This window comes from Streptomyces sp. AK010 (genome assembly GCF_014207295.1).
Lineage (GTDB): Bacteria > Actinomycetota > Actinomycetes > Streptomycetales > Streptomycetaceae > Streptomyces > Streptomyces massasporeus.
This window is the reverse complement of record NZ_JACHCX010000001.1, coordinates 96,478-121,445: the sequence shown is the minus strand read 5'-3', so window position 1 is coordinate 121,445 and position 24,968 is coordinate 96,478. Positions and strand designations below refer to the sequence as shown.

Here is a 24,968-nt window from a genome sequence, read left to right as displayed (position 1 = left end):
TCCCGTGGAACACGCCCGTGAGGACCGTCCGCCGGACCTCGTCGCCGCCCTCGCCCTCGCCCGCTCCATGGAGCGGCCCGGCCCCGACACGCCCGCCGGAACAGCCGTCCGGGCGTGGCCGGACGCGCCGCGCCCGATCCCGGCGGCAGGCCCGGCCGACCTCGACCTGTGCACCCTGCTGATGCTGTCCCTGGCCGCCTCCGACCACTCCGGACGGTTGCGGCCGGCACCGTCCGCCGGTGCCCTGCATCCGGTGGACACCGAACTCCTGGCGGGCGCCGGCTGCTCCCTGCCGCCCGGACGCTACGGCTACGACCCGCTGCGCCACCGCGTCCACCCCCTCGGCCCGCCTCCCAACGGCACGCCCCCCGGTGTGACCGCCGAACTGTCCGTCACGGCTCGGCGCACGGTGTCCCATTACGGGCACCGGGCCTGGCCCTTGCTGCTGCTCGACACCGGGCACGCGGCCGCCGCGCTGTTCCTGGCGGCTTGCTCACTCGGCGCCGGCGAGCCCGGGGTACGACTGGACGGACTCACCGAGAAGCCCTTGGCCGTCGTGCACATCCCCCTGCGCGGCGGGCGGAGCCCGGTGCGTCCGGCTGACGACGCCCGTACCGGGGAGCCGGCGGGAGGCCCTCCCACGCACGCGGAACTACTGGCACGCCGCAGTGCCCCACCGCCCCTGCGGGGAGCCCCCTCCCGGGACGCGCTGGCAGCGGTCCTCGCCACCGCCGAACGGGCGGGCACCGACGACCTGCGCTGGTGCGTCGCCGTCGGCCCACCCTGGCCCGGTCTCATGGAACTGGCCTCCGACGGTACGAGCCTGCGGCGGTACGCGGCCGGTGAGGCCCGTCCGACACTCGCGGTCTGGGCCGCGGGCCAGGCATGGATCGCGGACGCGGGCGCCGTGCTGCTCGCCATCGGCTGCCCCGCCGACGCCGACACCCCGCACATCCGCCGCGCCCACCTGCGGGCCGGCTACGCCGTCCACCTGGCCCATGTCACCGCCCGCCGCCACGGCCTGGCCGCCCGGCCGGTCGGCTCCTGGCAGCAGGCCGACCTCGGCGCCGCCCTCGGAGCCGAGCCGGACCGCGACTGGGTCGTCCACGCACTGGCCCTCGGCACCCGTCACGCCGACGAGGAGAACACCCCGTGATCGTCCACCCCGAGCTGCGCCGCGCCGCCCGGCCCGCACGGCGCCCCCTGCTCGCGGCCACCCTGTTGCAGGGCGCCGTCACCCTCACCCACCTGGCACAGGCCGCACTCCTGGCCCTCGCGCTCGCCGGCCTGGCCCGCGGCGACACCGGCCGGCTTCCCTGGCTGCTGGCAGCGGTGCTCGCTGTCGTCGCCGCCCGCGCCGGGCTCGCCGTGTGGCAGCGGCGCACCGCCACCCGCGCCGGGGCCCGGGTCAGGGTGGCCCTGCGGGACGAACTCCTGGCCCACCTGGGACGGTTGGGTCCCGCTCACCTGACCACCGCGCGGGCCGGAGCGGTCCGCACCACCCTCGTCGACGGGGTGGAGGGCGTCGACGCCTACGTCTCCCGCTACCTGCCCCAGCTCCTGGTCACCTTCACGGTGCCGTCCCTGGTGCTGGCCGGTCTGGCCGCGGTCGAACCGTGGGCCCTCCTCGGCCTTGTCCCCGCCCTGGCCCTGGCGCTGGCCGGGCCACGTGCCTGGGACCGGCTCCTCGCAGCCCGCGGCAAGGAGCATTGGGACACGTACGAGGGGCTGGGCGCCGACTACCTGGAGGCGCTCCAGGGCATGCCGGCCCTGCGCGCCGCGGGCGCGGTCGGCCGCACCCGGGCCCGTCTGGAGGAGCGGTCGGCGGCGTTGCACCGGGCGACCGTCGCGAAACTGCGGGTCTCCCTGGTCGACACCGGCATCACCGACCTGGCCATCCAGGGCGGCACCGCCGCCGCGGCCCTGCTGGCGTGCTGGTCTGCCGTCACCGGTTCCACCACGGCGACCGGCACCTATCTGGTGCTGCTGCTGGCCTCCGAGTGCTTCCGGCCGGTGCGTGACCTCGCCCGTGAATGGCACGCCGGATACCTGGGCGTGTCGGCGGCGGACGGGCTCCGGGCCCTGCGCACGGCAGAACCGGCTGTTCCCGACACCGGAACGGCATCCGTGCCCAGGCAGACGCCGCCCGAACTGCGCTTCGACGACGTCCGGTTCAGCTACGACGGTGCCCCCGCACCCGCCTTGGACGGCGTCTCCTTCACCGCGCGGGCGGGCCGGACGACCGCGATCGTCGGGCCGTCCGGCGCGGGCAAGTCCACGCTGCTGGCGCTGCTCCTGCGCCACCACGACCCGCAGGAAGGACGGATCACCCTCGACGGCCGTCCCACGACCGAGTACACGCTCGACTCGCTGCGGCAGCACATCGCCGTGGTCTCGCAGGAGACGTACCTCTTCCACGCCGGCATCGCCGACAACCTGCGCATGGCCCGCCCCGGCGCCACGGACGACGACCTGGCCCGGGCGGCGCGCGCCGCAGGAATCCACGACGAGATCACCGCCCTCCCGGACGGCTACGCCACCGTTCTCGGGGAACGCGGTGCCACCCTCTCGGGCGGTCAGCGCCAGAGGCTCGCCCTCGCGCGGGCCCTGCTGGCGGACGCCCCGGTGCTGGTCCTCGACGAGGCCACGAGCGCGGTCGACGAGCGCCGCGAGGCGGACATCGTCCGGGAGTTGCTGCACGCGGCGAGCGGCAGGACGGTGCTGGTGGTCGCACACCGGCTGGCCGCCGTCCGGCACGCCGATCACATCGTCGTCCTCGATGCGGGACGGGTGGACGCCGTCGGCGACCACACCGGCCTGATCGAGGCCGGCGGCGTCTACACGAGGCTCGTCGAGGCCGGCCGCGCCCACCGGGGGGAACTCGCCGCATGAGCACCGCCACCGCCACGACCACCCCCGCCGGAGCGGACGTCCCCGCGCGAGGCGCACTGCGCGCCCTGCTGCCCGCCCTCGCCGCGCACCGCGCCATGACGGCGCGCACCTGTGCCGCCGCCGTGCTCGAACAGGGTTCCCTCGTCGTGCTGCTGACCTTGGCCGCGCACACCGTGGGGACCGCCGTGATCGACGGGCACGGCCCCTCGGCCGGCACCGTCGCCGCGCTCGTCGCCCTCGTCGTGACGCGCGCCCTGATGACCTGGCGGGAGATGGATCTCTCCCACGACCTGGCCTATCGCGTGCTGGCCGTCCTGCGGGTGCGCGTCTTCGACGGACTGGCCCGCAGCGCGCCCGCCCGGGTCGCGGGCCGCCGCAGCGGCGACCTCGCCGCCACCGCCATGGCCGACGTGGAGGCCCTGGAGTTCTTCTACGCCCACACCACCGCCCAACTGCTCGCCGCAGGAACGGTCTTCACCGGCGGCTCCGTGGTTCTCGCCACGGTGGAACCGTGGCTGCTCGTGGCCGTCCTGCCGGTCGCGGCTCTGCTCGCCGTGGCGCCCTTCGCCGACGCCCGCGCCCGCGCGGCGCGCGGCGGCCGCACCCGTACGGCCGTGGCCGCGCTGTCGGCCGACACGGTGGAGACCGTCGACGGGCTGCGCGAACTGCTCGCCTTCGGCGCCCTGGGCGGACGCCGCCGTGCTTTGGCGGAGCGGGGACGGCAGGTGGGCGACGCCCAGCGCGCCGAAGCCACCTGGGAGGCCGTCGCCGCCGCCGTCCGCGACCTGCTCATCGTGGCCGCCGTCCTCGGCGTGGTCGCAGCGGCCGCGCAGTCCGTGACCGCCGGACGGCTGCACGGCGCCTGGGCCCCGGCGGCGATGACCCTGGCCCTGTCCGTCCTCGGGCCGGTCGCGGAGTCGGCCCGGGCCCTGAGCCAGGCCGTGGCCCTGCGAGCCGCCGCCTCCCGGGTCGACGCGGCCGTCAATGCCCCCGCCCTCGCCCCACCCCCCACCACGCCCCGCGCCCTGCCACCGGCACCGGCACCGCTGGGTGTCCGGCTGCACCGGGTGCGGTTCGACTACGGCGGCGCGCCCGTGCTGGACGGCGTCGAGCTGACCGTTCGCCCGGGACAGACGCTCGCCCTGGTCGGCTCCTCGGGTGCCGGCAAGTCCACCTGCGCCCACCTGCTGGCCCGCTTCTGGGACCCGTCCGAGGGAGCGGTCCAGCTCCTGCCCGCCCACGGTGACCCCGTGGACGTCCGGGAGGTGAACGACGCCGAACTGCGGCGCGCGGTCGTTCTCGTCGGACAGGAGACACCGCTCTTCCACGGCACCCTCGCCGAGAACCTGCGGCTCGCCGCACCCGAGGCCGACGACCGGGCGCTGGCCGAAGCGGCACGGCTGTGCGGCGTCGACCGGATCGCCCCGCTGGACACGCTGGTCGGCGAGCGCGGTGCCACGCTCTCGGGAGGCCAGCGGGCCCGCATCGCCCTCGCCCGGGCGCTGCTGGTCAGCCCTAGAGTGCTGATCCTCGACGAGTCCACCGCACACCTGGACAACACCGGCGACGCCCAACTCGCCGGCGCCCTGCGGCGGGAGGGCCGTACGACCATCGTCATCGCCCACCGCCCCGCCACCATCCGCCGCGCCGACCGCATCGCCGTCCTGGAGAGCGGCCGCATCACGGAAGAGGGAACCTGGGAGGAACTCACCGGCCGCCACCGCAGCGCGCTCAACCGCATCCTCACCGCCCCCTCCTGAGCACGTGACGCCGGCCCGGTTTCCGGTGCGGTGAGGCTCAGCGGCGGTCTACTGCTCGGTATGCGCGCCCGCCGCTGACCTGGCTGGTCACGGCTACGGGCTGCGCAACGAGGGCAGCACGGTGCGCTGGGCCGCCGCGCTGTATGCGGCGTACCGTCCCACCGCAGACCCCGGGGACTTCTCCCGTACGACGTCGACCTGTCCGCAGCGGTCCAGGGCGTGAAGGGCCCGGTAGACCGTGGTCAGGCCGATGGGGATGCCGTCGGCCTCGAGCGCCTCGTGCAGTTCCCGCGCGGAGGTGAAGTAGGCGCAGTCGTGGAGTGCGCTCAGTACAGCCTTACGCTGCCGCGTTCGGCGCCACGGCACCGATGACGATGCCGGCATTGCGTCGCCCAGAACGTCCACCTCCCGCGAAGCGGGGATCAGTTGACTGCGTCTCGGGACGGCCGTGCTGTCTGACCTTCCGAAGTGACGCACATGGTAATCATTTCCATAACGGATTCAAGGAGTGCCCTGGGCGTCCGGGACCGCCGGATTCCGTGGAGTCGGTGGTGCCGTGGGTCCCGGGCTGAGAACGTTGACCCGGAATCGGCGCTCCCGCGACTGCCGGGCCCCGTTGTGCAGGCGGTTGCTCACCGCTGCCTTCGAGGCGGTCCAGGTGTACTGCCCTGTGAGGTTGGGGACGTGGCCGCTCCGGTTCTGCCCGCACTCCAGCGCCCATGGTCCGCATGAGGACGGTGCGTCATGGGAGCTCCTGCTCGGCCCAAATGATCTTCCCTCCGGGCGTGTACCGGGCACCCCAGCGATGGGAGAGCTGGGCGACGAGGAAGAGGCCGCGGCCGCCCTCGTCCATGCTGCGGGCGTGCCTCATGCGAGGAGCCGTACTGCTGCCGTCGGCGACCTCACAGGTCAGGCGAGCGTCACGGAGCAGTCGCAGGCGTACGGGACCCGAGGCGTAGCGGATCGCATTGGTGACGAGTTCGCTGACGATGAGCTCCGTCGTCATGGCCAGTTCCCGGCAGCTCCAGGTCTCGACCTGACGTGTCGCGGCTGCGCGGACGTCACCGACGGCGGCCGGGTCCAGCGGCACGTCCCAGGAGGCGACCTGATCGGGGCCCAGGGCGTGGGCGCGGGCGAGCAGCAGGGCGACGTCGTCGGGCTGCGGCGCGGGAACGAGCCGGCGCACCGCGTTCGCGCACAGCGTTTCCAGGTCGGGGCCGGTCGAGCACAGCAGATGCCCGAGACGGGACATGCCGCCCTCGATGTCGCGGTCGGTCCCCTCGACCAGGCCGTCGGTGTAGAGGCCGAAGATGCTGTACTCGGGGAGTTCGATCTCGGTGGCCTCGAAGGCCATGCTGCCCAGTCCGAGCGGAGGACCGGCGGGAAGCTCCGGGAAGGAGAACTGCCCGTCCGGGGTGACGACGACCGGCGGTGGATGGCCGGCCCGGGCCAGCGTGCACCGCTGTGTCACCGGGTCGTAGACGGCGTACAGGCAGGTCGCTCCGAGGAAGGCGGTGGCGGTCTGGTCGGCGGGGTCGGAGGTCGATTCCTCGCTCAGCCGGAGCACCAGGTCGTCGAGGTGAGCCAGCAGCTCATCGGGGGACAGGTCCATGTCGGCGAGGGTCTGCACGGCGGTGCGCAGCCGGCCCATGGTCGCCGCCGCGGTGATGCCGTGGCCGACCACGTCACCGACGACCAGACCCACACGGGCACCGGACAGCGGGATCACATCGAACCAGTCGCCGCCGACCCCGCCCGACGCGTCCGCCGGCAGATACTGGGAGGCCACCTCCAGTGCTGTTCCACCGGTCAGGGCGTGGGGGAGCAGGCTGCGCTGCAGCGTGACCGCCGCGGTGTGTTCCCTGGTGTAGCGGCGGGCGTTGTCGACGCACAGCGCCGCCCGCGCCACCAGCTCCCGGGCCAGCAGCACGTCGTCTTGCTGGAACGAGGTGGGGTTCACCGACCGGGCGAAAGTGGCGAGACCGAGGACGGTGTTGCGCGCCCGCATCGGCACCGAGATGAGGGAATGCAGACCGAACTCGCGGATGCTGGCCGTCCTGGCCGGCTGCTCGGTGATCCACAGGGGATCGCTCGGGTCGAGCGCGGGTATGAAGATCGGTTCGCCGTTGACGAGCAGGTTCGCGTCGTGCGGCGGGGGAACGAAGTCGACCTTGTCTCCTGTCCGCGCGACGGCCTCCGGGCAGCCCGGTCGTACGGAGCTCATTCCGGCCCGGCGCATCACCGGCCGGGCCGGCGCCGGCCCGGGGTCGGGCAACCAGGTCCCCTGGCCCTCGCCGCTCAGGACCGGCTCGAGCAGGTCGACGATGACGAAGTCGGCGAAGCGCGGAACAGCGAAGTCGGCGAGTTCCTGCGCCGTGCGCATCACGTCCAGCGTCCTGCCGATGCTGGTCCCGGCCTCGCTGACCAGCGACAGCAGTCGGCGGGCGTTCCAGCGCTCGGTGACGTCCATGACCATGTAGCACAGCCCGGTGACGGAGTCGTTGGCATCCACCAGCGGGAAGAACGAGGTGGAGTAGGCGTGCTGACGGTGCGGGTCCGCCCAGCTCCATCCCAGGTACTCGTAGTCGGTGACCGGCACGCCGGTCGTGAGCACCTTGCGCATCACGCCCTCGAGGGTCTCCCCCTGCAGGCCCGGCAGCAGGTCGCGCAGCCGGCGCCCCAGCCGTTGTTCACGTGGCACACCGCCGAAACGCTCCAGGGTGTCGTTGACCCAGACGTAGCGCATCTCCAGATCCATCACCGCCATGCCGACCGGAGAGCGGGTCAGAAAGCCGTCGAGGACGGACTCGCCCATGGTCCACTGCTGCCGCTCCGGTCGTGCCGAGATCAGAAAACACTCGTCCTCGCCGATGTGGAAGGACCCGGACACGCGCAGGCTGACCTCGACGGGAGCACCGTCGCGCCAGACGGCGACCCGGCCGCTCCAGCCCATTCCCGCGCGGCATCGTTCCGCGATACGGGCGACGCGTACCGGGTCCCCGGGCATCGCCAGCAGCTCTGAGGCGGGACGCCCGACCACCTGCGCACTGGAGTAGCCGAGGAGTGCTTCGGCCCCCCGCGTCCAGCCGATCACCTTGCCGGCTGCGGACACCAGCGCTACCGCGTCGGCGGACGCATCGAGGAGGTCGTGCGGTCCTACGGGCGGAGGCACATCGAATCCGTCTCGCACAGGCGCCATGGCTCTCACCTCTACACGCCAGTATGTTCCCGCCCGGGCCCTGATGCGCATGCTCCGGGCGCGGGGTCAGCCCCTTCGAAAACGCGGGGAACGCTCCTCCCAAGCTGGGGGATGCTCGGGCAGACCGTGTGCAGGTCGCTGCAGGGGTCGAGACATTCTCTCGCGCCTGGGGTCACCTTCCGAGCGCAAGCGCTTTCCGAGTGGGTGCGTCATGATCACCCGCGCCCGCGGGCGGGACGGGTCCCGGGTCTGCAGGGCAGCCGGTTGCCGCGCCACCTGGGGGCCTGTACGGGGAGGCGATGATGTGCTAAGCGCCCACTGGGTGAGATGTCCGAGGGAAGGGCGGGCACCCGAAGTACGTACGACAGGTGACCCCCGTGTCCGCCATGCCGCCGCCTCCCAGCAGTGATACTGGATGCATGGACACGACGACCACCGCGCCCCGCGCCGAGGTGCTGCGGGACCGCTATCGCAGCCGACTGCCCGAGCGCTTGCAGGAGCTGGCCGGCCCCGTCGAGGGTGACGTGGACCTGCCGCTCCACATCGTCTGGTCCGGGCGGACGAGCTACAGCCTGGACCGTCCGAAGTCCCGCATGACGCTCTACCGGACCGTCCTCGCCGAAGGACTGCGCGAGGACCTGATGACTCTCGTGCACCACCGGCTGCTCGCCGAGCAGTGGCCCGTGCTGCGGCGCTTGATCAGTCCCTACATCCGCGAGGTCTGGGAGGACGCCTTCCCCGAGCTGCTGCTTTGCACCGCTCCGGCCGGCACGACCGCCGCGTGAAGCTCACTCCGCTCCACGAGCGTCTCCTCGCCGACATCCTCGACCTCGGCTCCCCCTACCCTCTGGTCCTCACCGGCGGATACGCCGTGCAGGCCCACGGCCTGGTCGAACGCTTCAGCCGTGACCTCGACGTCGCCACCGAGAACCCCGCTCCGATGGAGGAGATCGTCGCCTCCCTCACAGCCGGCCTCAGCGCGCGCGGATGGCGGCCACGCACGTCCAGACCGATCCGCTCAGCGGCCGGTTTCTCGTCACCGATCCGGACACCGGCGAGGAGTGCGAGGTCGACGTCCTCAAGGAGGCGTTCTGGGCTCAGCTTGCCCAGACTCCCTACGGCCCGGTTCTTTCCCTCGACGACGTGATCGGCACCAAGGTCCGTGCCCTCGCCGACCGCGGTACCGTCCGCGACCTCATCGACGTCCAGGCTGCCTCCCGCCACCGCTCCCTCGCCGACCTCGAATCCCTGGGCCGCCGTCGCGCCCACGACGAGTTCAGCCTCGAAGACCTCCGGGACCGGCTGATCGGCGCTGACTGGTACGAGGATGAGGACTACACCGCATACGGGCTCACCTCCCGGCAGATCGAAGAACTCAAGGCGTGGGCGCTGGAGTGGGCGGAGGATCTGGGTGCGCGGATCCATGACGAGAACGCCTGAGAGGCGGTCATCACGGCGAAACCTGGGTGCGGTAACGGTCAAACACTGCATCCCGCTCCCACTCCCAGGCCCAGTCCGGATCCCGACGGTGGAACTCGGTAACAGCCAGCTCGAAGAATTGGTCGGAAGGCTTCCGGCTGGATCCATCGACTACCAGCGCTGACAGCATCGGCTTTGGACCGGTGCTGTCCCGGCGTACAGGCGGGCACGACGTCGCGCGGTTCGCTGCCACGACCCCTCTCAGGTGAGGAGGTTGAAGGCAGTCTTCTCCTGGAGGGCGTTGGTGTTCGTATCGTGGCCGAGGCCGAGGGTCTTGGTACGGGAGGGCGGCCGCTCCGTGAGGCGGGCGGAGCGGCCGGTCATGGGTAGCAGCTCGAACGCATCCGGGTAGCGGTCCTCTGTACCGGCGGTGCAGAAGTCCGTCTCGTCCGGGCGGCGCGGCTCGTCGAGGAACGAAGGGCGCGGCCCCTTGAGCAGTGACCCGATGGCACCCCCAAATCTCCTGATATGCCGTCAGGTAAATCCGGCGTTTCGTCAGCATCGATCCTGGCAAGTTCCGCGAAGAGCGTTCGAGTAGGTGCACCTTCGACGAGCCACAACAGCCGTGTTCGCGTTGAAGCCCAGGCAGGAGCCTGCTTACCGGAGTGAAGCGATGTTCCTCACAATCTTCGAGTCAGGCGCGTGCCAGTTGTAGAGTGATACCGCCCTTGACCTGCAGAAAGCCGGCAGGGAGCCGTCCTCCAGGAGTCCAAAGTGCTGCGTACTCTGTTCAAGTCCAAGATCCACCGAGCCACCGTCACCCAGGCCGACCTGCACTACGTGGGATCCGTGACCATCGACGCGGACCTGCTCGACGCCGCCGATCTGCTGCCCGGCGAGCTCGTGCACATCGTCGACATCACCAACGGCGTCCGGCTGGAGACATACGTCATCGAGGGTGAGCGCGGATCCGGCGTGATCGGGATCAACGGGGCCGCCGCCCATCTCGTCCACCCCGGCGACCTGGTGATCATCATCAGCTACGCCCAGGTGACGGATGCCGAGGCGCGGGCACTCACCCCCCGGGTCGTGCACGTGGACCGCGACAACCGGGTCGTGGCCCTGGGCGCGGACCCGTCCGAGCCGGTGCCCGGTTCGGACCAGCAGCGCAGCCCGCAGGCCGTCCGAGCCTGACCGACGCAGAGGGGACAGGAGCGTGTCGATGAGCGACCCGGAGATCCGTGACGACCGGGCGGCGGGCCGGCTGGAGGCCGTGTCCGGCGGTGAAGTCGTCGGCGGCATCGAGTACTTCGTGCTCGAAAGCCCCGAGCGGGCGCTCGTGCCCGTCCACACGATCGTCGAGCCGGCCCACGAGGGCAAGGGCATCGCCGGTTCGCTCGCGCGCGAGCTCTTCGCCCTCGCCGGCCGCGAGCACAGCGCGGTCGCCTCGCTCTGCCCCTACGTCACCCGGTGGATCGAACGCCACCCCGACGAGGCCTCGCCGGCCGGCCAGGACCTGCTGGCGGCGGCGAAGGGCTGGCTGAGGGCCCACCCCGGCCGCTTCTGAACGGGCCCACCGGCCGCTTCTGAAAGGGCCCACCGGCCGCTTCTGAACCGGCCCACCCCCGCCACGCGCATCACCCCGGCCCCCTACCCCCACCTGGTCCCCTCCCGGTCCCGCCGGGGAGTGACTGCCGAGGCGGGGGCCGGGTAGGCGGGGGAGTAGTCCAGAGCCGGAGTCGTCCCACTGGCTGGAGGACCTGATGACGAACCCGATTCCCGACCCCGTGCCGCCGGCGCCGACCCCGGGCCCGGATCCCCAGCGCCCGGAGCCGCACCCGGACCCGGTGCCGAACCCACAGCCCCCGCCGGGCCCGGAGCCGACCCCGCCCCCACCGGCGCCCACTCCACCGGCACCCCCGGCCCCCGGCCCCGTTCCGGGCCCCGACCCGTCGCCGATCCCCCCGGGACCGGAGCCCGTCCCGAGCCCGGAGCCCGGACCGCCCCTGTCCTGATCCCCGATCCCGACCCGTACGCGAGCGGGGCGGTGGACGGCATGCCGTGCCGTCCACCGCCCCGCTCAATTCCCCGAGCGATCAGCGCCTACGCGGAGGTCTCCGACCGGTCCCCGCCCCACAGCGTGTGGAACGAGCCGTCACGGTCGACCCTGCGGTACGTGTGCGCACCGAAGTAGTCCCGCTGGCCCTGCGTCAGCGCCGCCGGCAGCCGCTCCGCGCGCAGGGCGTCGTAGTAGGCGAGGGCCGCGGCGAAGCCGGGCGTCGGCACGCCCTGGCGGGTCGCGGCGACCAGCACCTCGCGCCAGTCGTCCTGGGCGTCCGCGATCTCCTGCGCGAACGTCGCGTCCGACAGCAGGCTCGGCAGGTCGGGCCGGGCGTCGTACGCGGCGCGGATCCGGTCCAGGAACGCCGCGCGGATGATGCAGCCGCCCCGCCACAGCGCGGACACCGCGCCGAGGTCGATGTCCCAGCCGTACTCACCACGGGCGGCGTCGATCTCGTGGAAGCCCTGCGTGTACGACACGATCTTCGACGCGTACAGGGCCTGCTCGACCCGGTCGGCGAACGCCCGGGCCTCCGCCTCGCTCAGCGGCTGCGCCTTGGGGCCGGCCAGCCCGCGCGAGGCGTCCCGCAGGGCCGCGTGGCCCGACAGGGAGCGCGCGAACACCGCCTCGGCGATGCCGGACACCGGCACGCCCAGGTCCAGCGCGATCTGCACGGTCCAGCGGCCGGTGCCCTTCTGCTCGGCCTGGTCGACCACCACGTCGACGAACGGCTTGTCCGTCTCCGCGTCCACGTGCGACAGCACCTCGGCCGTGATCTCGATCAGGTACGAGTCGAGACGGCCCCGGTTCCAGGTCCGGAAGATCTCCGCGATCTCGGCGGGGGAGTACCCGGCGACGTCCCGCAGCAGCTGGTACGCCTCACCGATCAGCTGCATGTCCGCGTACTCGATGCCGTTGTGCACCATCTTCACGAAGTGCCCGGCACCGTCCGGACCGACGTGGGACACGCACGGCGAGCCGTCCGCGGCCTTCGCCGAGATCTTCTCCAGCATCGGGCCCAGCGAGTCGTAGGACTCCTTCGGGCCGCCCGGCATGATGCTCGGGCCGTTCAGCGCGCCCTCCTCGCCGCCGGAGACGCCCATGCCGACGAAGTGGATGCCCTGCTCGCGCAGGTCCCGCTCCCGGCGCCGGGTGTCCGTGAAGTGCGCGTTGCCACCGTCGATGATCATGTCGCCGGGCTCCAGCAGCGGCGCGAACTCCTGGATCACCGCGTCCGTCGGCTCACCGGCCTTCACCATCACGACCAGGCGCCGCGGCCGCTCCAGCGCCGCCACGAAGTCCTTCGCGCTCTCGCACGCGACGAACTCCCCCTCGCCGCCGAACTCCTCCACCAGGGCGTGCATGCGCGCGGGCGTACGGTTGTGCACCGCGACCGTGTAGCCGTTGCGGGCGAAGTTGCGGGCGAGATTGCGGCCCATGACCGCGAGACCCGTGACGCCGATCTGCGCTGTACTGCTCATACGGTTCGCTCCTAAAGACCTCGGTATCGGTGCTGCCGGCGGGTGGTGCCCTCGGGCATCCCCGGCGACCATCCTTACGTGCCGCTACTTCGTCCGCACGCCCGGGTCGCACGGCGTGGCGCAGGCTGATACGGACGAGAGCCCCGTCGCACTCAGCCGCCGTACGCGTCCCCGCGCACGGCGCACCGGCGCACCGTGTGCCGTCCACGGTGCACCACCGTGGCGCAGGCCGCGCAACAGGGGCCTCATACCGGCCATTTGGGCTCCCGGGCGGCGAAAAGCCGTCTTGTTCTGGCCGGTTCGCAGCGCTTACTTTTGCCCCTCCAGACGCATGTCTAGGGGGGCTTTCGATGGCCGTACGCGGCCGGCACCGCCGGTATCAGCCGAACAGGATCAACCGCGCCTCACTCACCGTCACGGCGGGCGGCGCGGGCATGGCACTGCCGTTCATGGGCACCGGCGCCGCCCAGGCGGCGGACATGGACACCTGGAACAAGGTCGCCGCCTGCGAGTCCACCAACAACTGGAGCATCAACTCCGGCAACGGCTTCTACGGCGGACTGCAGTTCACCCAGTCCACCTGGGAGGCCTACGGCGGCCGGGCCTACGCGGCCCGCGCGGACCTGGCGAGCAAGGACCAGCAGATCGCCGTCGCGGAGAAGGTCCTCGACGGACAGGGCCCGGGCGCCTGGCCGGTCTGCTCGGTACGGGCCGGACTGACCCGGGGCGGCGGCGAGCCCGACATCCGGCCGGCCGCCGAGCGCATGCAGCATAAGGACACGCAGCAGAAGCACACGAAGCAGAAGGACACGCAGCAGAACACGAAGAAGAAGACCTCGATCGAGGACGTACGGCCGCAGTCGACGCCGCAGTCCCGGGCGGGCAACGCGGAGATGTACACCGTGGTCCACGGCGACACCCTCTCCGGCATCGCGGACGACCAGGACGTCCGGGGCGGCTGGCGGGGCCTGTACGCGGCCAATCGGTCGGCCATAGGGTCCGACCCCGATCTGATCGTGCCCGGCCAGCGTCTCGCCCTGCGCGGCGAGGGCGCCACGAAGACGAGGCCGGCGCACCGGCCGGCGCCGTCGGCGAAGCCGTCGACGAAGAAGCCGGTCCAGGACCGCGCCAAGGAGCGGCCGAAGGAGCGCTCCAAGGAGCGGCCGAAGGGCGAGGGCAAGGAGCGCGCAGGCCGGTCCACGGCCACCCGGCAGGGCCTCGTGGCCCCCGTCGGCGCCTCACTCGGGACGCCCTACCGCAAGGCGGGCTCCTCCTGGTCGAAGGGCTACCACACCGGCATCGACTTCCCCGTGCCCACCGGCACGTCGGTCAAGTCGGTCGCGGCGGGCAGCGTCGTCAGCGCGGGATGGGGCGGCTCGTTCGGCTACCAGGTCGTGGTCCGGCACGCCGACGGCCGCTACAGCCAGTACGCCCACCTGTCGGCGATCTCCGTGCGGGACGGGCAGTCGGTGAGCGCCGGCCAGCGCATCGGCCGCTCGGGCTCCACCGGAAACAGCTCGGGCCCTCATCTGCACTTCGAGGTGCGGACGGGGCCCGGTTTCGGTTCGGACGTCGACCCGGTGGCGTACCTCCGGGCCGGCGGCGTCAGGATCTGACACGCATGCGGTGCCGGTCGACCGTGGGCAGCGGGACGTACGGGATGCCGTAGAAGGGCACGTAGGAGAGCGGGCGTTCGTCGTCGGAGGCCGCCGCCACCGACGGCTCCCCGCTCTCGTACGAGGCGTCCGCCACGGAAGCCACCACCGCTGCCGCCGCGGCAACGGCATCCGGCCCGGGCACGAGCACCGCGTCCGCGGCGTCCGGCACCTCCGCCGGCGTCTCCTGCTCGCCCCGCAGCCCGGCGGCCTCCGACCCCGGCACGAGCACAGCCGCAGGCGTCCTCGGCCCCGGCCCCGGCACGAGCACAGCCGCAGGCGCCCTCGGCCCCGGCCCCGGCACGAGCACAGCCGCAGGCGTCCCCGGCCCCGGCACGAGCACCGCCGACACCGTCCCCGCCCTCGGCCCCGCCGCGAGCACGTCCTGCACGGGCAGGCGCCCCGCGGCGGGCACGGCCTCGGCTCCGGCAGTCACGGGCTCGGTCCGGCCGTCCACGCCCTCGGGGGCTGCGGGCATCTCCGCGGAACCGGCGCCCACGGCCTTCGGTGCATGCCCCGCCGCCGGCAGACCCTCCGTGTCCGCGGGCTGCCCGTGCGTGAGCCGCTCCGTCGTCAGCAGGATCAGGCCGCCCGCGGCCACCACGCCGCAGCTCAGCGCGAGCGCCGTGCCCGTCGTTCCGTAGCGGAAGGTTTCTCCGAACATCGTGATGCCGACCGCGGCCGCCACCACCGGGTTCACGACCGTCAGCGTCGCCAGCGGGGCCGCGAGGCCGGCGCCCCGGTAGGAGGCCTGTGACAACAGCATGCCGGCCGTGGCGAGGGCGCCGATCACGGCGAGGGACGGCACGTCCGCCGCCGACACACCGCCCGTCCAGTCGACCGCGACGGTCTTGGTGAACACCGAGGACATGCCGAACGCGATACCGGAGGCGGTCGCCAGCAGCATGCTGCGGACCGCCGGGTGCCGGTGCGCGGCCCGGGCGGCGATCATCAGCGCCACGACCACACCGGCCGTGACGACGGCGACGGCCGCCCGCTCCGCCGTGTTCAGGGACTGTGCGTCCGACGCGGCGACCAGGGACAGCAGACCGGCGAGCCCGACCGTCGCCATGATCGCGCCCCGCCAGGCCGTGGCACCGGCCTTGCGGCCGACGAACAGCGCCGCCATCGGCAGGGCCACCACGATGGTCAGCGCGCCGAGCGGCTGGACCAGGCTCAGCGGCCCGTAGGCCAGCGCCACCACGTGCAGCACTCCGCCGAGGCCGTTCAGCCCGACCGCCGCCCACCAGCCCGGCCGCCGCAGCGGCGCGTACTGCTCGCCCGGCGAGGACTCCGCCACCCGCTCCTGCACGATCGCCCCGCCCGCGTAGGCGAACGCGGAGACGAGGGAGAGCAGGACGGACAACGCGAGGGCGCTCATCGGCTGATCCTCTGCGTCAGGCGGGGGCGCTCGGCCCGGCGCGGCGAAAGGTGGGCTTTCATGACCAACACCCTGCCGTGTCCAGGTCTTCCCGTCGTCGTCCCTGAGCACTCATTGGGTCCTACTGCCGATGGAGTACGAGGGGACCCCCATCATCCCCAGGGTGGGCGAGTCCGGTCGGGGGCCACCGGGTCGCATCCCGCAGGGGCCTTGGTACTACTGCTCTTCATGGACCTCGACCCCGACCTTGCCGCGCTCCGCCCGCTCGCCGGCTTCTTCGTGCTGCGCACGGAAGGAGCATCGGCCGGGTCTCTTCCCACTCTCGCACAGGCCTACGCCCCGGTAGCACCGGATGTATCGGTAAATCCTCTGATTTTTCGTGTGCGAAAAATCGCTACAGCCCTGCGGGTCCCGGAATCGCGCGTCGCCGCGTCCGTCACCCACCAGGGACTCGCGGCCCGGCTCTGGTCGATCGCCCTCGGCTGCGCCGCGCTCTACGGCGGCGTCCCCGACCTCGACGCCCGGCTGCTGCGCTGGGACGCCGACGGCAGCGCCCCCGACGACCTGTGGCTCACGGACGTACGCCCCCTCCCGGGGGACGCTGCGGCCCTCGCGGACGTCGTCCTGCACGGCCACCTCGTCCCGTTGGCGGCGGCTCTGCGCGCCCATCACGGCCTCGCCCCGGGCCTGCTGCGGGGCAACGCCGCCTCCGCGCTGGCCGGCGCCGCTCGGGAACTGGGCCGCTGGGCCCGGCGGCACGGCCGTCCGGACGCCGCCGCCCGGGCCCGCTCCCTGGCCGCGGAAGTCCTCGCCCACCCCCTGCTCACCGGCGCCGGGACCCTCGACGGCACCGCCTTCCGGCGCCGCAGCTGCTGCCTGTACTACCGGGTGCCCGGCGGGGGCGTCTGCGGCGACTGTTGCTTCACACGGCCGCCCCGCTCTTCCCCGCGCGCCGCTTCTGGGTGACCATGAAAGGGAACGGCCGCTGAGAGCAGGGAGTTGCGGGTGCGAGTGGCACTGCTGACCCGGGAGTACCCGCCGGATGTCTACGGCGGTGCAGGCGTCCATGTGGAGTTCCTCGCCCGCGAGCTCAGACCGCTCGTCGACCTGGACGTGCACTGCTGGGGCGAGGGCCGCGCCGACGGCGTGCTGCGCCACCGCCCCTGGTCCGCGCTCGACGGCGCCAACGACGCGCTGCGCACCTTCGCCGTCGACCTCGCCATGGCCGCCGCCCTGGAGGGCCGCGAGCTGGTCCACTCCCACACCTGGTACGCCAACCTCGGCGGCCATCTCGCCAAGATGCTGTACGGCATCCCGCACGTGATGACCGCGCACTCCCTGGAGCCGCTGCGCCCCTGGAAGGCCGAGCAGCTCGGCGGCGGCTACGGACTGTCCAGCTGGGCCGAACGCACCGCGATCGAGGCCGCCGACGCGGTGGTCGCCGTCTCCGGAGCCATGCGCGAGGACATCCTCGGCTGCTACCCGGCGCTGGACCCCGAGCGGGTCCACGTCGTGCACAACGGCATCGACACCTCCCTCTACCGGCCCGACCACGGCACGGACGCCCTGGAGCGGATCGGGCTCGACCGCTCCCGCCCGTTCGTGCTGTTCGTCGGGCGCATCACCCGGCAGAAGGGCGTGCCCCACCTGCTGCGCGCGGTGCGGGACATCAACCCGGCCGCGCAGGTCGTGCTGTGCGCGGGCGCCCCGGACACGCCGGAGATCGACCAGGAGTTCCGCGAGCTGTTCGGGGAGCTGAGCGCGGTCCGCGACGGCGTGTTCTGGATACCGAAGATGCTGCCCCGCCCGGAGGTGATCCAGCTCCTCACCCACGCGGCCCTGTTCGTCTGCCCCTCGGTGTACGAGCCGCTCGGCATCGTGAACCTGGAGGCGATGGCCTGCGGCACTCCCGTGGTGGCCTCGGCGGTCGGCGGCATCCCCGAGGTCGTGGACGACGGCGCCACCGGGCTGCTGGTCCCGCCCGGCGACGATTTCGAGGCGGGTCTCGCCCGGGCCATGGACGCGGTTCTGGGTGATCCGGAGGCCGCCGGGCGGATGGGCGAGGCCGGGCGGGAGCGCGTGGTCGGCGAGTTCGGCTGGGACGCGGTGGCCCGCCGCACGGTCCGGCTCTACGAGGAGATCGTCAAACAGGCTTAGTGGGTACTGCTCAGGGGCAGGCATCGGGAAATCGGCGTGAGGGGAGCGGCCATGCGTGGTGGTGGTCCTTCGGTCCTGGGGATCGTGCTGGCGGGCGGCGAGGGCAAACGGCTGATGCCCCTGACCGCCGACCGGGCCAAACCGGCGGTGACCTTCGGCGGTACGTACCGCCTGGTGGACTTCGTCCTGTCCAACCTCGTCAACGCCGGTGTCCTGCGCATCTGCGTCCTGACGCAGTACAAGTCGCACTCGCTGGACCGGCACATCACGACCACCTGGCGGATGTCCAACCTGCTGGGCAACTACGTGACGCCCGTGCCCGCCCAGCAGCGCCTCGGCCCGCACTGGTACCTGGGCAGCGCCGACGCGATCCTGCAGTCGCTGAACCTGATCTACGACGAGCGCCCCGAGTACGTCGCCGTCTTCGGCGCCGACCACGTCTACCGCATGGACCCGCGCCAGATGCTCGACCAGCACATCGAGAGCGGCGCGGGCGTGACGGTCGCCGGGATCAGGGTGCAGCGCACCCAGTCCTCGTCCTTCGGGGTGATCACGCCGGGCTCGGACGGCCAGACGGTGGAGCGCTTCCTGGAGAAGCCCTCGGCCCCGCCCGGGCTGGCGGACGATCCCAACTCCGTCTTCGCCTCGATGGGCAACTACATCTTCACCACCAAGGCCCTCATCGAGGCGCTGAAGCGGGACGCGGAGGACGAGTCCTCCGTGCACGACATGGGCGGCTCGATCCTGCCCCAGCTCACCGACCGGGGTGAGGCCGCGCTGTACGACTTCAGCGCCAACCACGTGCCTGGCGAGACCACCCGCGACCAGGGCTACTGGCGGGACGTCGGCACGCTGGACGCCTACTACGAGGCCCACATGGACCTGATCGCCGAGCGCCCCGCCTTCAACCTGTACAACCGCAGCTGGCCCATCTACACGCACTCGTACCAGCTCTCGCCGGCCCGCTTCAACGCCGGCGGCATCGCCAGCGAGTCGATCATCAGCGCCGGCTGCCTGGTGCGCGGACAGGTCACGCGGTCCGTGCTGTCGCCGGGTGTGCTCGTCGACCCGGGGGCCGTGGTGCAGGGTTCGGTGCTGCACGACAACGTGCACATCGGCCGGGGAGCGGTGGTGCGCGGCGCCGTTCTCGACAAGAACGTCGAGGTGCCGCCGGGCGCGACCATCGGCGTCAACCCGGAGCGGGACGCGGAGCTGTACACGGTCTCCAAGGCCGGGGTCATCGCCCTCGGGAAGGGGCAGTTGGTCACCTGACGCGGGGCGGCCCCGGGACTTTGTCCTGCCTATGGACGAAGAGCGGAATCCATGGTGGCATGCAACCTCCTGTGCATGCCAACGTCGGCATGGAGGTTCCGTGCGTCCCCGACGCCTCAGAAACCGCCTCGCGTCAGTGCTCTGCGCGCTCGCTGACCGTGGAGGCCCGCGGTGTCCGGGACGGCGTACCGATCACGGCGACGGCGTACGACGGTCGGCGCAAGGTGGCCACGGCGAGCGGCCGTACCGGCCGGCCGCTGACCCTGACCCTCCACGACCCGCACCTGTGGTCACCCGACGACCCCTTCCTCTACCGCCTGGAGGTGAAGGCCGGCGCTGACCGGGTCGGCAGCCAATTCGGGATGCGCTCGATCGCCGTCAAGGAGATCGACGGCGTGCCGCGCACGGTCCTCAACGGCACGCCGGTCTTCATGATGGCCACCGTCGACCAGGGATTCCGGCCGGACGGCCTGCACACCGCGCCCACCGACGAGGCCCTCGCCTACGACCTGAAGGCGCACAAGCGGCTCGGCTTCAACTCCGTCCGCAAGCACATCAAGGTCGAGCCGGACCGCTGGTTCTACTGGGCCGACCGGCTCGGGCTGCTGGTGTGGCAGGACATGCCCGCGATGACGGCCGGGGTGAACCCGAGTGCCGCCTCCCGCGCCCGCTACGAGCGCGAGATGAAGGAGATGATCGACGAGCACGGCAAGGGGAGCAGCGGGGCCGTGTACACCCAGATCGCGGACGTCGAGGGTGAGCTCAACGGCTTCCTCACCTATGACCGCGCGGTGCTGAAACCCGACACGGCGAAGCTGAGGGCGGCGCACGAGGCGTTGATCCGTGCCGCCTCCCGGGTGACTCCCACGGGGTGCCCGGCGGCGCAACCTGTGCTGAACTGACCCCACATGCACCATAAGTCCCGCCCCTTTCGCCGGGGCGGGACTTAATCTGCTGTTAACTGTACGTAGCGTGATCGTACTTGACCGTAATCGGCTGGGGGCGGTTGACTGCTGACCCACCCGTCGTCGACGCGAGGCAAGGCCTTGACTGCTGATCTGCTCGCTCCTCTCGACCTGGCGTTCTGGAACATCGAGTCCGCCGAACACCCGATGCACCTCGGCGCGCTCGGGATCTTCTCGGCCCACTCGCCCGCCGCGGGCGCCCACGCGGCGGACCTGCTCGCGGCCCGGGCCGCCGGTGTCCCCGGACTGCGGATGCGCATCCGCGACGTGTGGCAGCCGCTGCCCTCGGCCCTGCGCCGCCCGCTCGCCTTCGGCGGTGCCGCCCGCGAGGCGGACCCGGACTTCGACTCCCTGAACCATGTGCGGCTGCACGCGCCGACCGCCGACTTCCACACGGTGGCGGGCCGTCTCATGGAACGCCCCCTGGAGCGCGACCGGCCGCCCTGGGAGGCCCACGTCCTGCCCGGCGAGGACGGTGTCTGCTTCGCCGTCCTGTTCAAGTTCCACCACGCCCTGGCCGACGGGCTGCGGGCGCTGACCCTCGCCGCCGGCGTCATGGACCCGATGGACATGCCCGCCCCCCGGCCCCGCCCCGCCGAGGCCCCCCGCCCTCTGGTGCCGGACGTGCGGGACCTGCCCGGGCTGATGCGCGGCGCCCTGTCCGACATGAGCCGCGCCCTGGACATCGGCGCCTCCGTCGCCCGCTCCTCCCTCGACGTGCGCTCCACCCCCGCGCTCACGTGCGAGCCGAGCGGCACCCGCCGCACCGCCGGAGTGGTGCTCGACCTCGACGATGTGCACCGCGTCCGCAAGACCGTCGGCGGCACCGTCAACGACGTCCTCATCGCGGTCGTCGCGGGCGCCCTGCGCCGCTGGCTCGACGAGCGCGGCGACGGCAGCGAGGGCGTCGCGCCCCGCGCCCTGATCCCCGTCTCCAAGCGTCGCCCGCGCACCGCGTACCCGCAGGGCAACCGGCTCTCCGGGTACTTGATGCGGCTTCCGGTGGACGACCCGGACCCGCTGGCCCGACTGGCCTCGGTCCGGGACGCGATGGACCGCAACAAGGACGCCGGCCCCAACCGGGGCGCGGGCGCCGTCGCCCTGCTCGCCGACCACGTCCCCGCCTTCGCCCACCGGCTCGGCGGCCCTCTGGTCGGCCAGGCGGCCCGGCTCTGGTTCGACCTCCTGGTGACCAGCGTGCCGCTGCCCAGCCTGGGCCTGAAGCTCGGCGGACACCCGCTCACCGCCGTCTTCCCCTTCGCCCCGCTGGCCCCCGGCCACTCCCTGGCCGTCGCGGTCTCGACGTACCGGGGGAGCGTCCACTACGGTCTCGTCGCCGACGGCGAGGCGGTCCCCGACCTCGACCTGTTCGCCGCGGCCGTCTCCCAGGAGGCGGCGACGCTGATCAAGGCCTGCCGGTCGTGATCAAGGCAACTTTGGCGGTGCGGCCCGACGCTCCGTAGAATTCGCCCTTCGAATGCGGGCGCGACCGGCGCGCCGCGAGGGCAGAGCAGGGAACGACAGCGGCGATGACGGTGACAGAGGACGGCCCGCAGGCCATGGACGAGACCGGCGGGCTCTCGTACGGACCCGGCATCGACCCGGAGCGCCTGGCCGTCTGCCTCGGCGTGCTCGAGGAACTCGACAAGCTGGACGTCGACCACCCGGACGCCATCGCCGTGCGCCGGGCCACCGCGGGCATCTACCGCACGGTCAAGCAGCGCCGCCGCCAGGAGCGCCGGGCCGCCAAGACCGCCCACGACAAGGCGGTCACGGAGGCCACGGCGACCGGCTCCGCCCAGCGCATCGACGACGAGACCGAGGGTCTGCTGCCGTCGTCGAACACCGAGGAGGGCAGGATCGCGGGGATACTCCAGCGCCCGCGCTCCTGCTACACCTGCAAGTCCCGGTACGTGGAAGTCGACTACTTCTACCACCAGCTCTGTCCGGACTGCGCCCGCGTGAACCGCGAGAAGCGCGACGTCCGCGCCGACCTCACCGGCAAGCGCGCCCTGCTCACCGGCGGCCGGGCCAAGATCGGCATGTACATCGCGCTCCGGCTGCTCCGCGACGGCGCGCACACCACGATCACCACCCGCTTCCCCAAGGACGCCATCCGCCGCTTCAAGGCCATGGACGACTCCGCGGACTGGATGCACCGCCTGGAGGTCGTCGGCATCGACCTGCGCGACCCCGCCCAGGCCGTGGCCCTCGCCGACCAGGTCGCCGAGGCGGGACCGCTCGACATCCTCGTCAACAACGCGACCCAGACCGTGCGGCGCCTGCCCTCCGCATACGCCGCACTGGTCGAGGGCGAGAGCGCCCCGCTGCCCGCCGGCGAGCTGCCCGCCCACCACGTCATCGGGGCCTTCAACTCCGGCGCGGTGGACGGCATCGCGGCGCTGCCCCTCGGCACCAGCGGCCTCGACGCCCAGAAGGTCGCCGACCTCGCCCTCGTCGCGGGCAACGCCAGCGTCGAACGGCACCTGGACGGCACGGCGATCGACGCGGGCGGCCTCGTGCCCGACGTGGTCGACTCCAACACCTGGGTGCAGACGATCGAGCAGATCTCGCCCGTGGAGCTGCTGGAGACGCAGCTGTGCAACTACACGGCGCCGTTCATCCTGATCAGCAAGCTGCGGCCGGCCATGGCCGAGGCCGCGAAGAAGGCGGAGAGCGGCCGCGCGTACGTCGTGAACGTGTCCGCGATGGAGGGCGTCTTCGGGCGCGGGTACAAGGGCGCGGGACACCCGAACACCAACGCCGCCAAGGCCGCGATGAACATGGTGACGCGGACCAGCGCGCAGGAGATGTTCCAGACCGACGGCATCCTGATGACCTCGGTGGACACGGGCTGGATCACGGACGAGCGGCCGCACTACGACAAGCTGCGGCTCGCCGAGGCCGGGTTCCACGCCCCGCTCGACCTGGTCGACGGTGCGGCCCGGGTCTACGACCCGATCGTGCGGGGCGAGGCGGGCGAGGACCTGTACGGCGTCTTCATGAAGGACTACGCGCCGGGCAAGTGGTAGCCGTGGCCGGCTCCCCGCGCCCTTGAGCCGGTCGTACCCCGGGGTGTCTCAAGTGGTGGCGGCCCGTCAGTCCACCGCTTTGAGGCGGGAGTTGCGTGCCGCCAGCAGTTCCAGGACCGTGCGCCAGTCCTCCAGGACCCCGGCGTCGAAACCCGCCGTGCGGCCCTCCTCGGTCGCCTGGCGCAGGGTGAGGAGATTGTCGTCGGCCGGGGCGTCACGGCGGGGGCAGTGGCGTACCAGGCGGGAGACCCGCTCGCCGAGCAGGGCGCGCACCGCGTCGGCCGCCTGGTCAGCGCGCCCGGCGTGATCGCCGGGCCACAGAAGCCCGCCGACGGGCTGCACCAGGCCCGCGACTTGGAGTTCCTTGTCCGCCGGCCGGCTGCGGCGCAGCAGCGCCGCGGTCCGCAGCGCGTGGTCGTGCGGGTCGACCGGCGGGCGGGCGCGGACCGGGACGTCCCGGGTGCCCCGGCAGGCGTACAGCAGATCCATCAGCTCCTCGACGCTGCGCGGCTCCATGCGTCAGTCCTCCCGCGAGACAGCCGTTGCGTACGGCAGCAGAGCATGGCGAGCTTGCGACGCGGCCAACGCCGCTTGAACTGCGCAACCGTCTGGAAAGCGCTGCCCCCGACGTACGCCGTTCGAGTGATTCGCAAAACGGTCCTATGTCTACAAACCCGTACGCAAACACGAGTTGAACGGCAGATGACGCGTGATTGTTACCGGCTGTTTTCAGCCCCATCGAGCGGGGCTTCGCTCATCTGGTTAGTCTGATGCGGACGGACAGCAGTACGGGGTCCTACCCACACCCACGGTCCGTCATGGGACCAGCCGGTTCACCACGGCCTGCTCTCCCGTGAGTCGACCGGCGCCACCGCGTCCGAACTGCATTTGACATAGAGGCCCGAGCGGGCGTCAGGCGCAGCAGGACCGGCGCGTACGTCCCGAGGGTGACCGACACATAAGGAGTGCGCGGTGACACCGGAGAAGACGAATCGCGATCAACGCCCCAAGGAACGCGGCGAGCGCGCCGGCCGACGGGCCGACGAGCTCGGCAGCCTCGACGTGTGGGCCCGTTCGGCCCCGATCCGCCTCGCGGGCTACGAGGACGACCTCGCAGAGCCCCACATCCTGCCCAGCGTCGACTGACCCGGGGCGGACCCTCCGCGACCTCCGAGCGCATGGCCGTGCCAGACTCGCGGCCATGCTGATCAGGGAAGCAACGGCTGACGACTGGCCTCGCATCTGGCCGTTCTGGCACCGCATCGTCGCCACGGGCGAGACCTACGCATGGGACCCGGGCACCTCCGAGGAGGAGGCCCGGGTCCTGTGGATGAACCCGGCGAAACGCGTCTACGTCGTCGAGGACGACAGTGGAACCGTCGTCGCCTCCGCCTACCTCACCCCCAACTACGGTGGCCCCGCCGCCCGCATCGCCAACGCCGGCTTCATGGTCGACCCCGGCCGGGGCGGCCGCGGTTACGGCCGCGCCCTCGCCGAGCACCTCCTGACCGAGGCCCGGGCCGCCGGCTACCGCGGCATGGTCTTCAACGCCGTCGTCGAGACCAACCCGGCCGTGAGGCTGTGGATTTCCCTCGGCTTCACGGTCCTCGGCACCGTCCCCGACGCGTTCGACCACCCCCGCCACGGCCGGGTGGGGCTGCACATCATGTACCGGGCGCTGTAGGCCGACGCG

Annotated in this window: 20 protein-coding genes and 2 pseudogenes; 16 read left to right on the top strand and 6 right to left on the bottom strand. The window is 72.4% G+C overall.

The window, feature by feature from the left end; translation table 11 throughout:
• Positions 1–4: 4 nt before the first annotated feature.
• The 3 genes from HDC93_RS00570 to HDC93_RS00560 are packed head-to-tail and all read left to right on the top strand — an operon-like array spanning position 5 to position 4,652.
• The gene (locus tag HDC93_RS00570) at positions 5–1,156 is read left to right on the top strand and encodes a SagB/ThcOx family dehydrogenase (RefSeq protein ID WP_185006086.1); all 1,152 of its coding nucleotides are present in this window, start codon (positions 5–7) and stop codon (positions 1,154–1,156) included.
• A complete protein-coding gene (locus HDC93_RS00565) occupies positions 1,153–2,892 on the top strand; it encodes an ABC transporter ATP-binding protein/permease (protein WP_185006084.1) in 1,740 nt (579 codons plus the stop codon). The genes HDC93_RS00570 and HDC93_RS00565 overlap by 4 nt, the downstream gene beginning before the upstream one ends.
• Complete coding sequence (locus HDC93_RS00560) at positions 2,889–4,652, top strand: ABC transporter ATP-binding protein (RefSeq protein WP_185006082.1); 1,764 nt, start codon at positions 2,889–2,891, stop codon at positions 4,650–4,652. The genes HDC93_RS00565 and HDC93_RS00560 overlap by 4 nt, the downstream gene beginning before the upstream one ends.
• A 93-nt stretch (positions 4,653–4,745) precedes the next feature.
• On the opposite strand, the gene HDC93_RS39550 is transcribed toward HDC93_RS00560, so the two are convergent.
• Complete coding sequence (locus HDC93_RS39550; RefSeq protein ID WP_398983294.1) at positions 4,746–5,018, bottom strand: transcriptional repressor; 273 nt, start codon at positions 5,016–5,018, stop codon at positions 4,746–4,748.
• 376 nt (positions 5,019–5,394) lie between these two features.
• A complete protein-coding gene (locus HDC93_RS00550) occupies positions 5,395–7,851 on the bottom strand; it encodes a SpoIIE family protein phosphatase (protein WP_185006078.1) in 2,457 nt (818 codons plus the stop codon).
• A gap of 419 nt (positions 7,852–8,270) precedes the next feature.
• On the opposite strand from HDC93_RS00550, the gene HDC93_RS00545 reads away from it, so the two are divergent.
• Both HDC93_RS00545 and HDC93_RS00540 read left to right on the top strand, forming a co-directional pair.
• Positions 8,271–8,636, top strand: coding sequence for a hypothetical protein (locus HDC93_RS00545; RefSeq protein WP_185006076.1), 366 nt, complete (start codon positions 8,271–8,273; stop codon positions 8,634–8,636).
• Positions 8,633–9,291, top strand: a pseudogene (locus HDC93_RS00540) (nucleotidyl transferase AbiEii/AbiGii toxin family protein). The gene HDC93_RS00545 and the pseudogene HDC93_RS00540 overlap by 4 nt, the downstream one beginning before the upstream one ends.
• Before the next feature lie 240 nt (positions 9,292–9,531).
• Here the strand turns inward: HDC93_RS00540 and HDC93_RS37970 are convergent.
• Complete coding sequence (locus HDC93_RS37970; protein WP_260419338.1) at positions 9,532–9,654, bottom strand: hypothetical protein; 123 nt, start codon at positions 9,652–9,654, stop codon at positions 9,532–9,534.
• 390 nt (positions 9,655–10,044) lie between these two features.
• Here HDC93_RS37970 and panD point away from each other — a divergent pair, with 390 nt between their 5' ends.
• Both panD and HDC93_RS00530 read left to right on the top strand, forming a co-directional pair.
• The gene (gene panD, locus HDC93_RS00535) at positions 10,045–10,464 is read left to right on the top strand and encodes an aspartate 1-decarboxylase (RefSeq protein WP_185006074.1); all 420 of its coding nucleotides are present in this window, start codon (positions 10,045–10,047) and stop codon (positions 10,462–10,464) included.
• 28 nt (positions 10,465–10,492) lie between these two features.
• Positions 10,493–10,837, top strand: coding sequence for a GNAT family N-acetyltransferase (locus tag HDC93_RS00530; protein ID WP_185006072.1), 345 nt, complete (start codon positions 10,493–10,495; stop codon positions 10,835–10,837).
• A gap of 536 nt (positions 10,838–11,373) precedes the next feature.
• On the opposite strand, the gene gndA is transcribed toward HDC93_RS00530, so the two are convergent.
• Positions 11,374–12,813 (bottom strand): NADP-dependent phosphogluconate dehydrogenase, encoded by a 1,440-nt coding sequence (gndA, locus tag HDC93_RS00525; protein WP_185006070.1) that lies wholly within the window; start codon positions 12,811–12,813, stop codon positions 11,374–11,376.
• A gap of 350 nt (positions 12,814–13,163) precedes the next feature.
• On the opposite strand from gndA, the gene HDC93_RS00520 reads away from it, so the two are divergent.
• Entirely contained in the window at positions 13,164–14,429 is a 1,266-nt protein-coding gene (locus HDC93_RS00520; RefSeq protein ID WP_185006068.1) for a transglycosylase family protein, read from the top strand.
• Here HDC93_RS00520 and HDC93_RS00515 read toward each other — a convergent pair.
• Positions 14,419–15,849, bottom strand: coding sequence for a DMT family transporter (locus tag HDC93_RS00515; protein ID WP_185006066.1), 1,431 nt, complete (start codon positions 15,847–15,849; stop codon positions 14,419–14,421). The genes HDC93_RS00520 and HDC93_RS00515 overlap by 11 nt on opposite strands.
• Positions 15,850–16,077: 228 nt before the next feature.
• Here HDC93_RS00515 and HDC93_RS00510 point away from each other — a divergent pair, with 228 nt between their 5' ends.
• From HDC93_RS00510 to HDC93_RS00485, 6 genes and pseudogenes are all read left to right on the top strand, one after another.
• A complete protein-coding gene (locus HDC93_RS00510) occupies positions 16,078–16,815 on the top strand; it encodes a (2Fe-2S)-binding protein (protein WP_185006064.1) in 738 nt (245 codons plus the stop codon).
• Positions 16,816–16,854: 39 nt separating this feature from the next.
• A complete protein-coding gene (gene glgA, locus HDC93_RS00505) occupies positions 16,855–18,006 on the top strand; it encodes a glycogen synthase (RefSeq protein WP_185006062.1) in 1,152 nt (383 codons plus the stop codon).
• Between the two features lie 51 nt (positions 18,007–18,057).
• On the top strand, positions 18,058–19,278 hold the full coding sequence (gene glgC / locus HDC93_RS00500) for a glucose-1-phosphate adenylyltransferase (protein WP_185006060.1): 1,221 nt from the start codon (positions 18,058–18,060) through the stop codon (positions 19,276–19,278).
• Between the two features lie 152 nt (positions 19,279–19,430).
• Positions 19,431–20,180: pseudogene (locus tag HDC93_RS00495) on the top strand (hypothetical protein); the annotation flags it as partial.
• A 144-nt stretch (positions 20,181–20,324) separates the two neighbouring features.
• A complete protein-coding gene (locus tag HDC93_RS00490; protein WP_185006058.1) occupies positions 20,325–21,668 on the top strand; it encodes a wax ester/triacylglycerol synthase family O-acyltransferase in 1,344 nt (447 codons plus the stop codon).
• A gap of 104 nt (positions 21,669–21,772) precedes the next feature.
• Complete coding sequence (locus tag HDC93_RS00485) at positions 21,773–23,275, top strand: SDR family NAD(P)-dependent oxidoreductase (RefSeq protein ID WP_185006056.1); 1,503 nt, start codon at positions 21,773–21,775, stop codon at positions 23,273–23,275.
• Positions 23,276–23,341: 66 nt separating this feature from the next.
• Here the strand turns inward: HDC93_RS00485 and HDC93_RS00480 are convergent, their stop codons facing one another.
• Positions 23,342–23,791 carry a hypothetical protein gene (locus HDC93_RS00480; protein WP_185006054.1) on the bottom strand — a complete coding sequence of 150 codons (450 nt, stop codon included), beginning with the start codon at positions 23,789–23,791 and terminating at the stop codon, positions 23,342–23,344.
• Between the two features lie 456 nt (positions 23,792–24,247).
• On the opposite strand from HDC93_RS00480, the gene HDC93_RS00475 reads away from it, so the two are divergent.
• Positions 24,248–24,421: a hypothetical protein gene (locus HDC93_RS00475; RefSeq protein ID WP_167526749.1), complete on the top strand. Its 174-nt coding sequence runs from the start codon at positions 24,248–24,250 to the stop codon at positions 24,419–24,421.
• A 55-nt stretch (positions 24,422–24,476) separates the two neighbouring features.
• Positions 24,477–24,959, top strand: coding sequence for a GNAT family N-acetyltransferase (locus HDC93_RS00470; protein ID WP_185006052.1), 483 nt, complete (start codon positions 24,477–24,479; stop codon positions 24,957–24,959).
• Positions 24,960–24,968 lie beyond the last annotated feature (9 nt).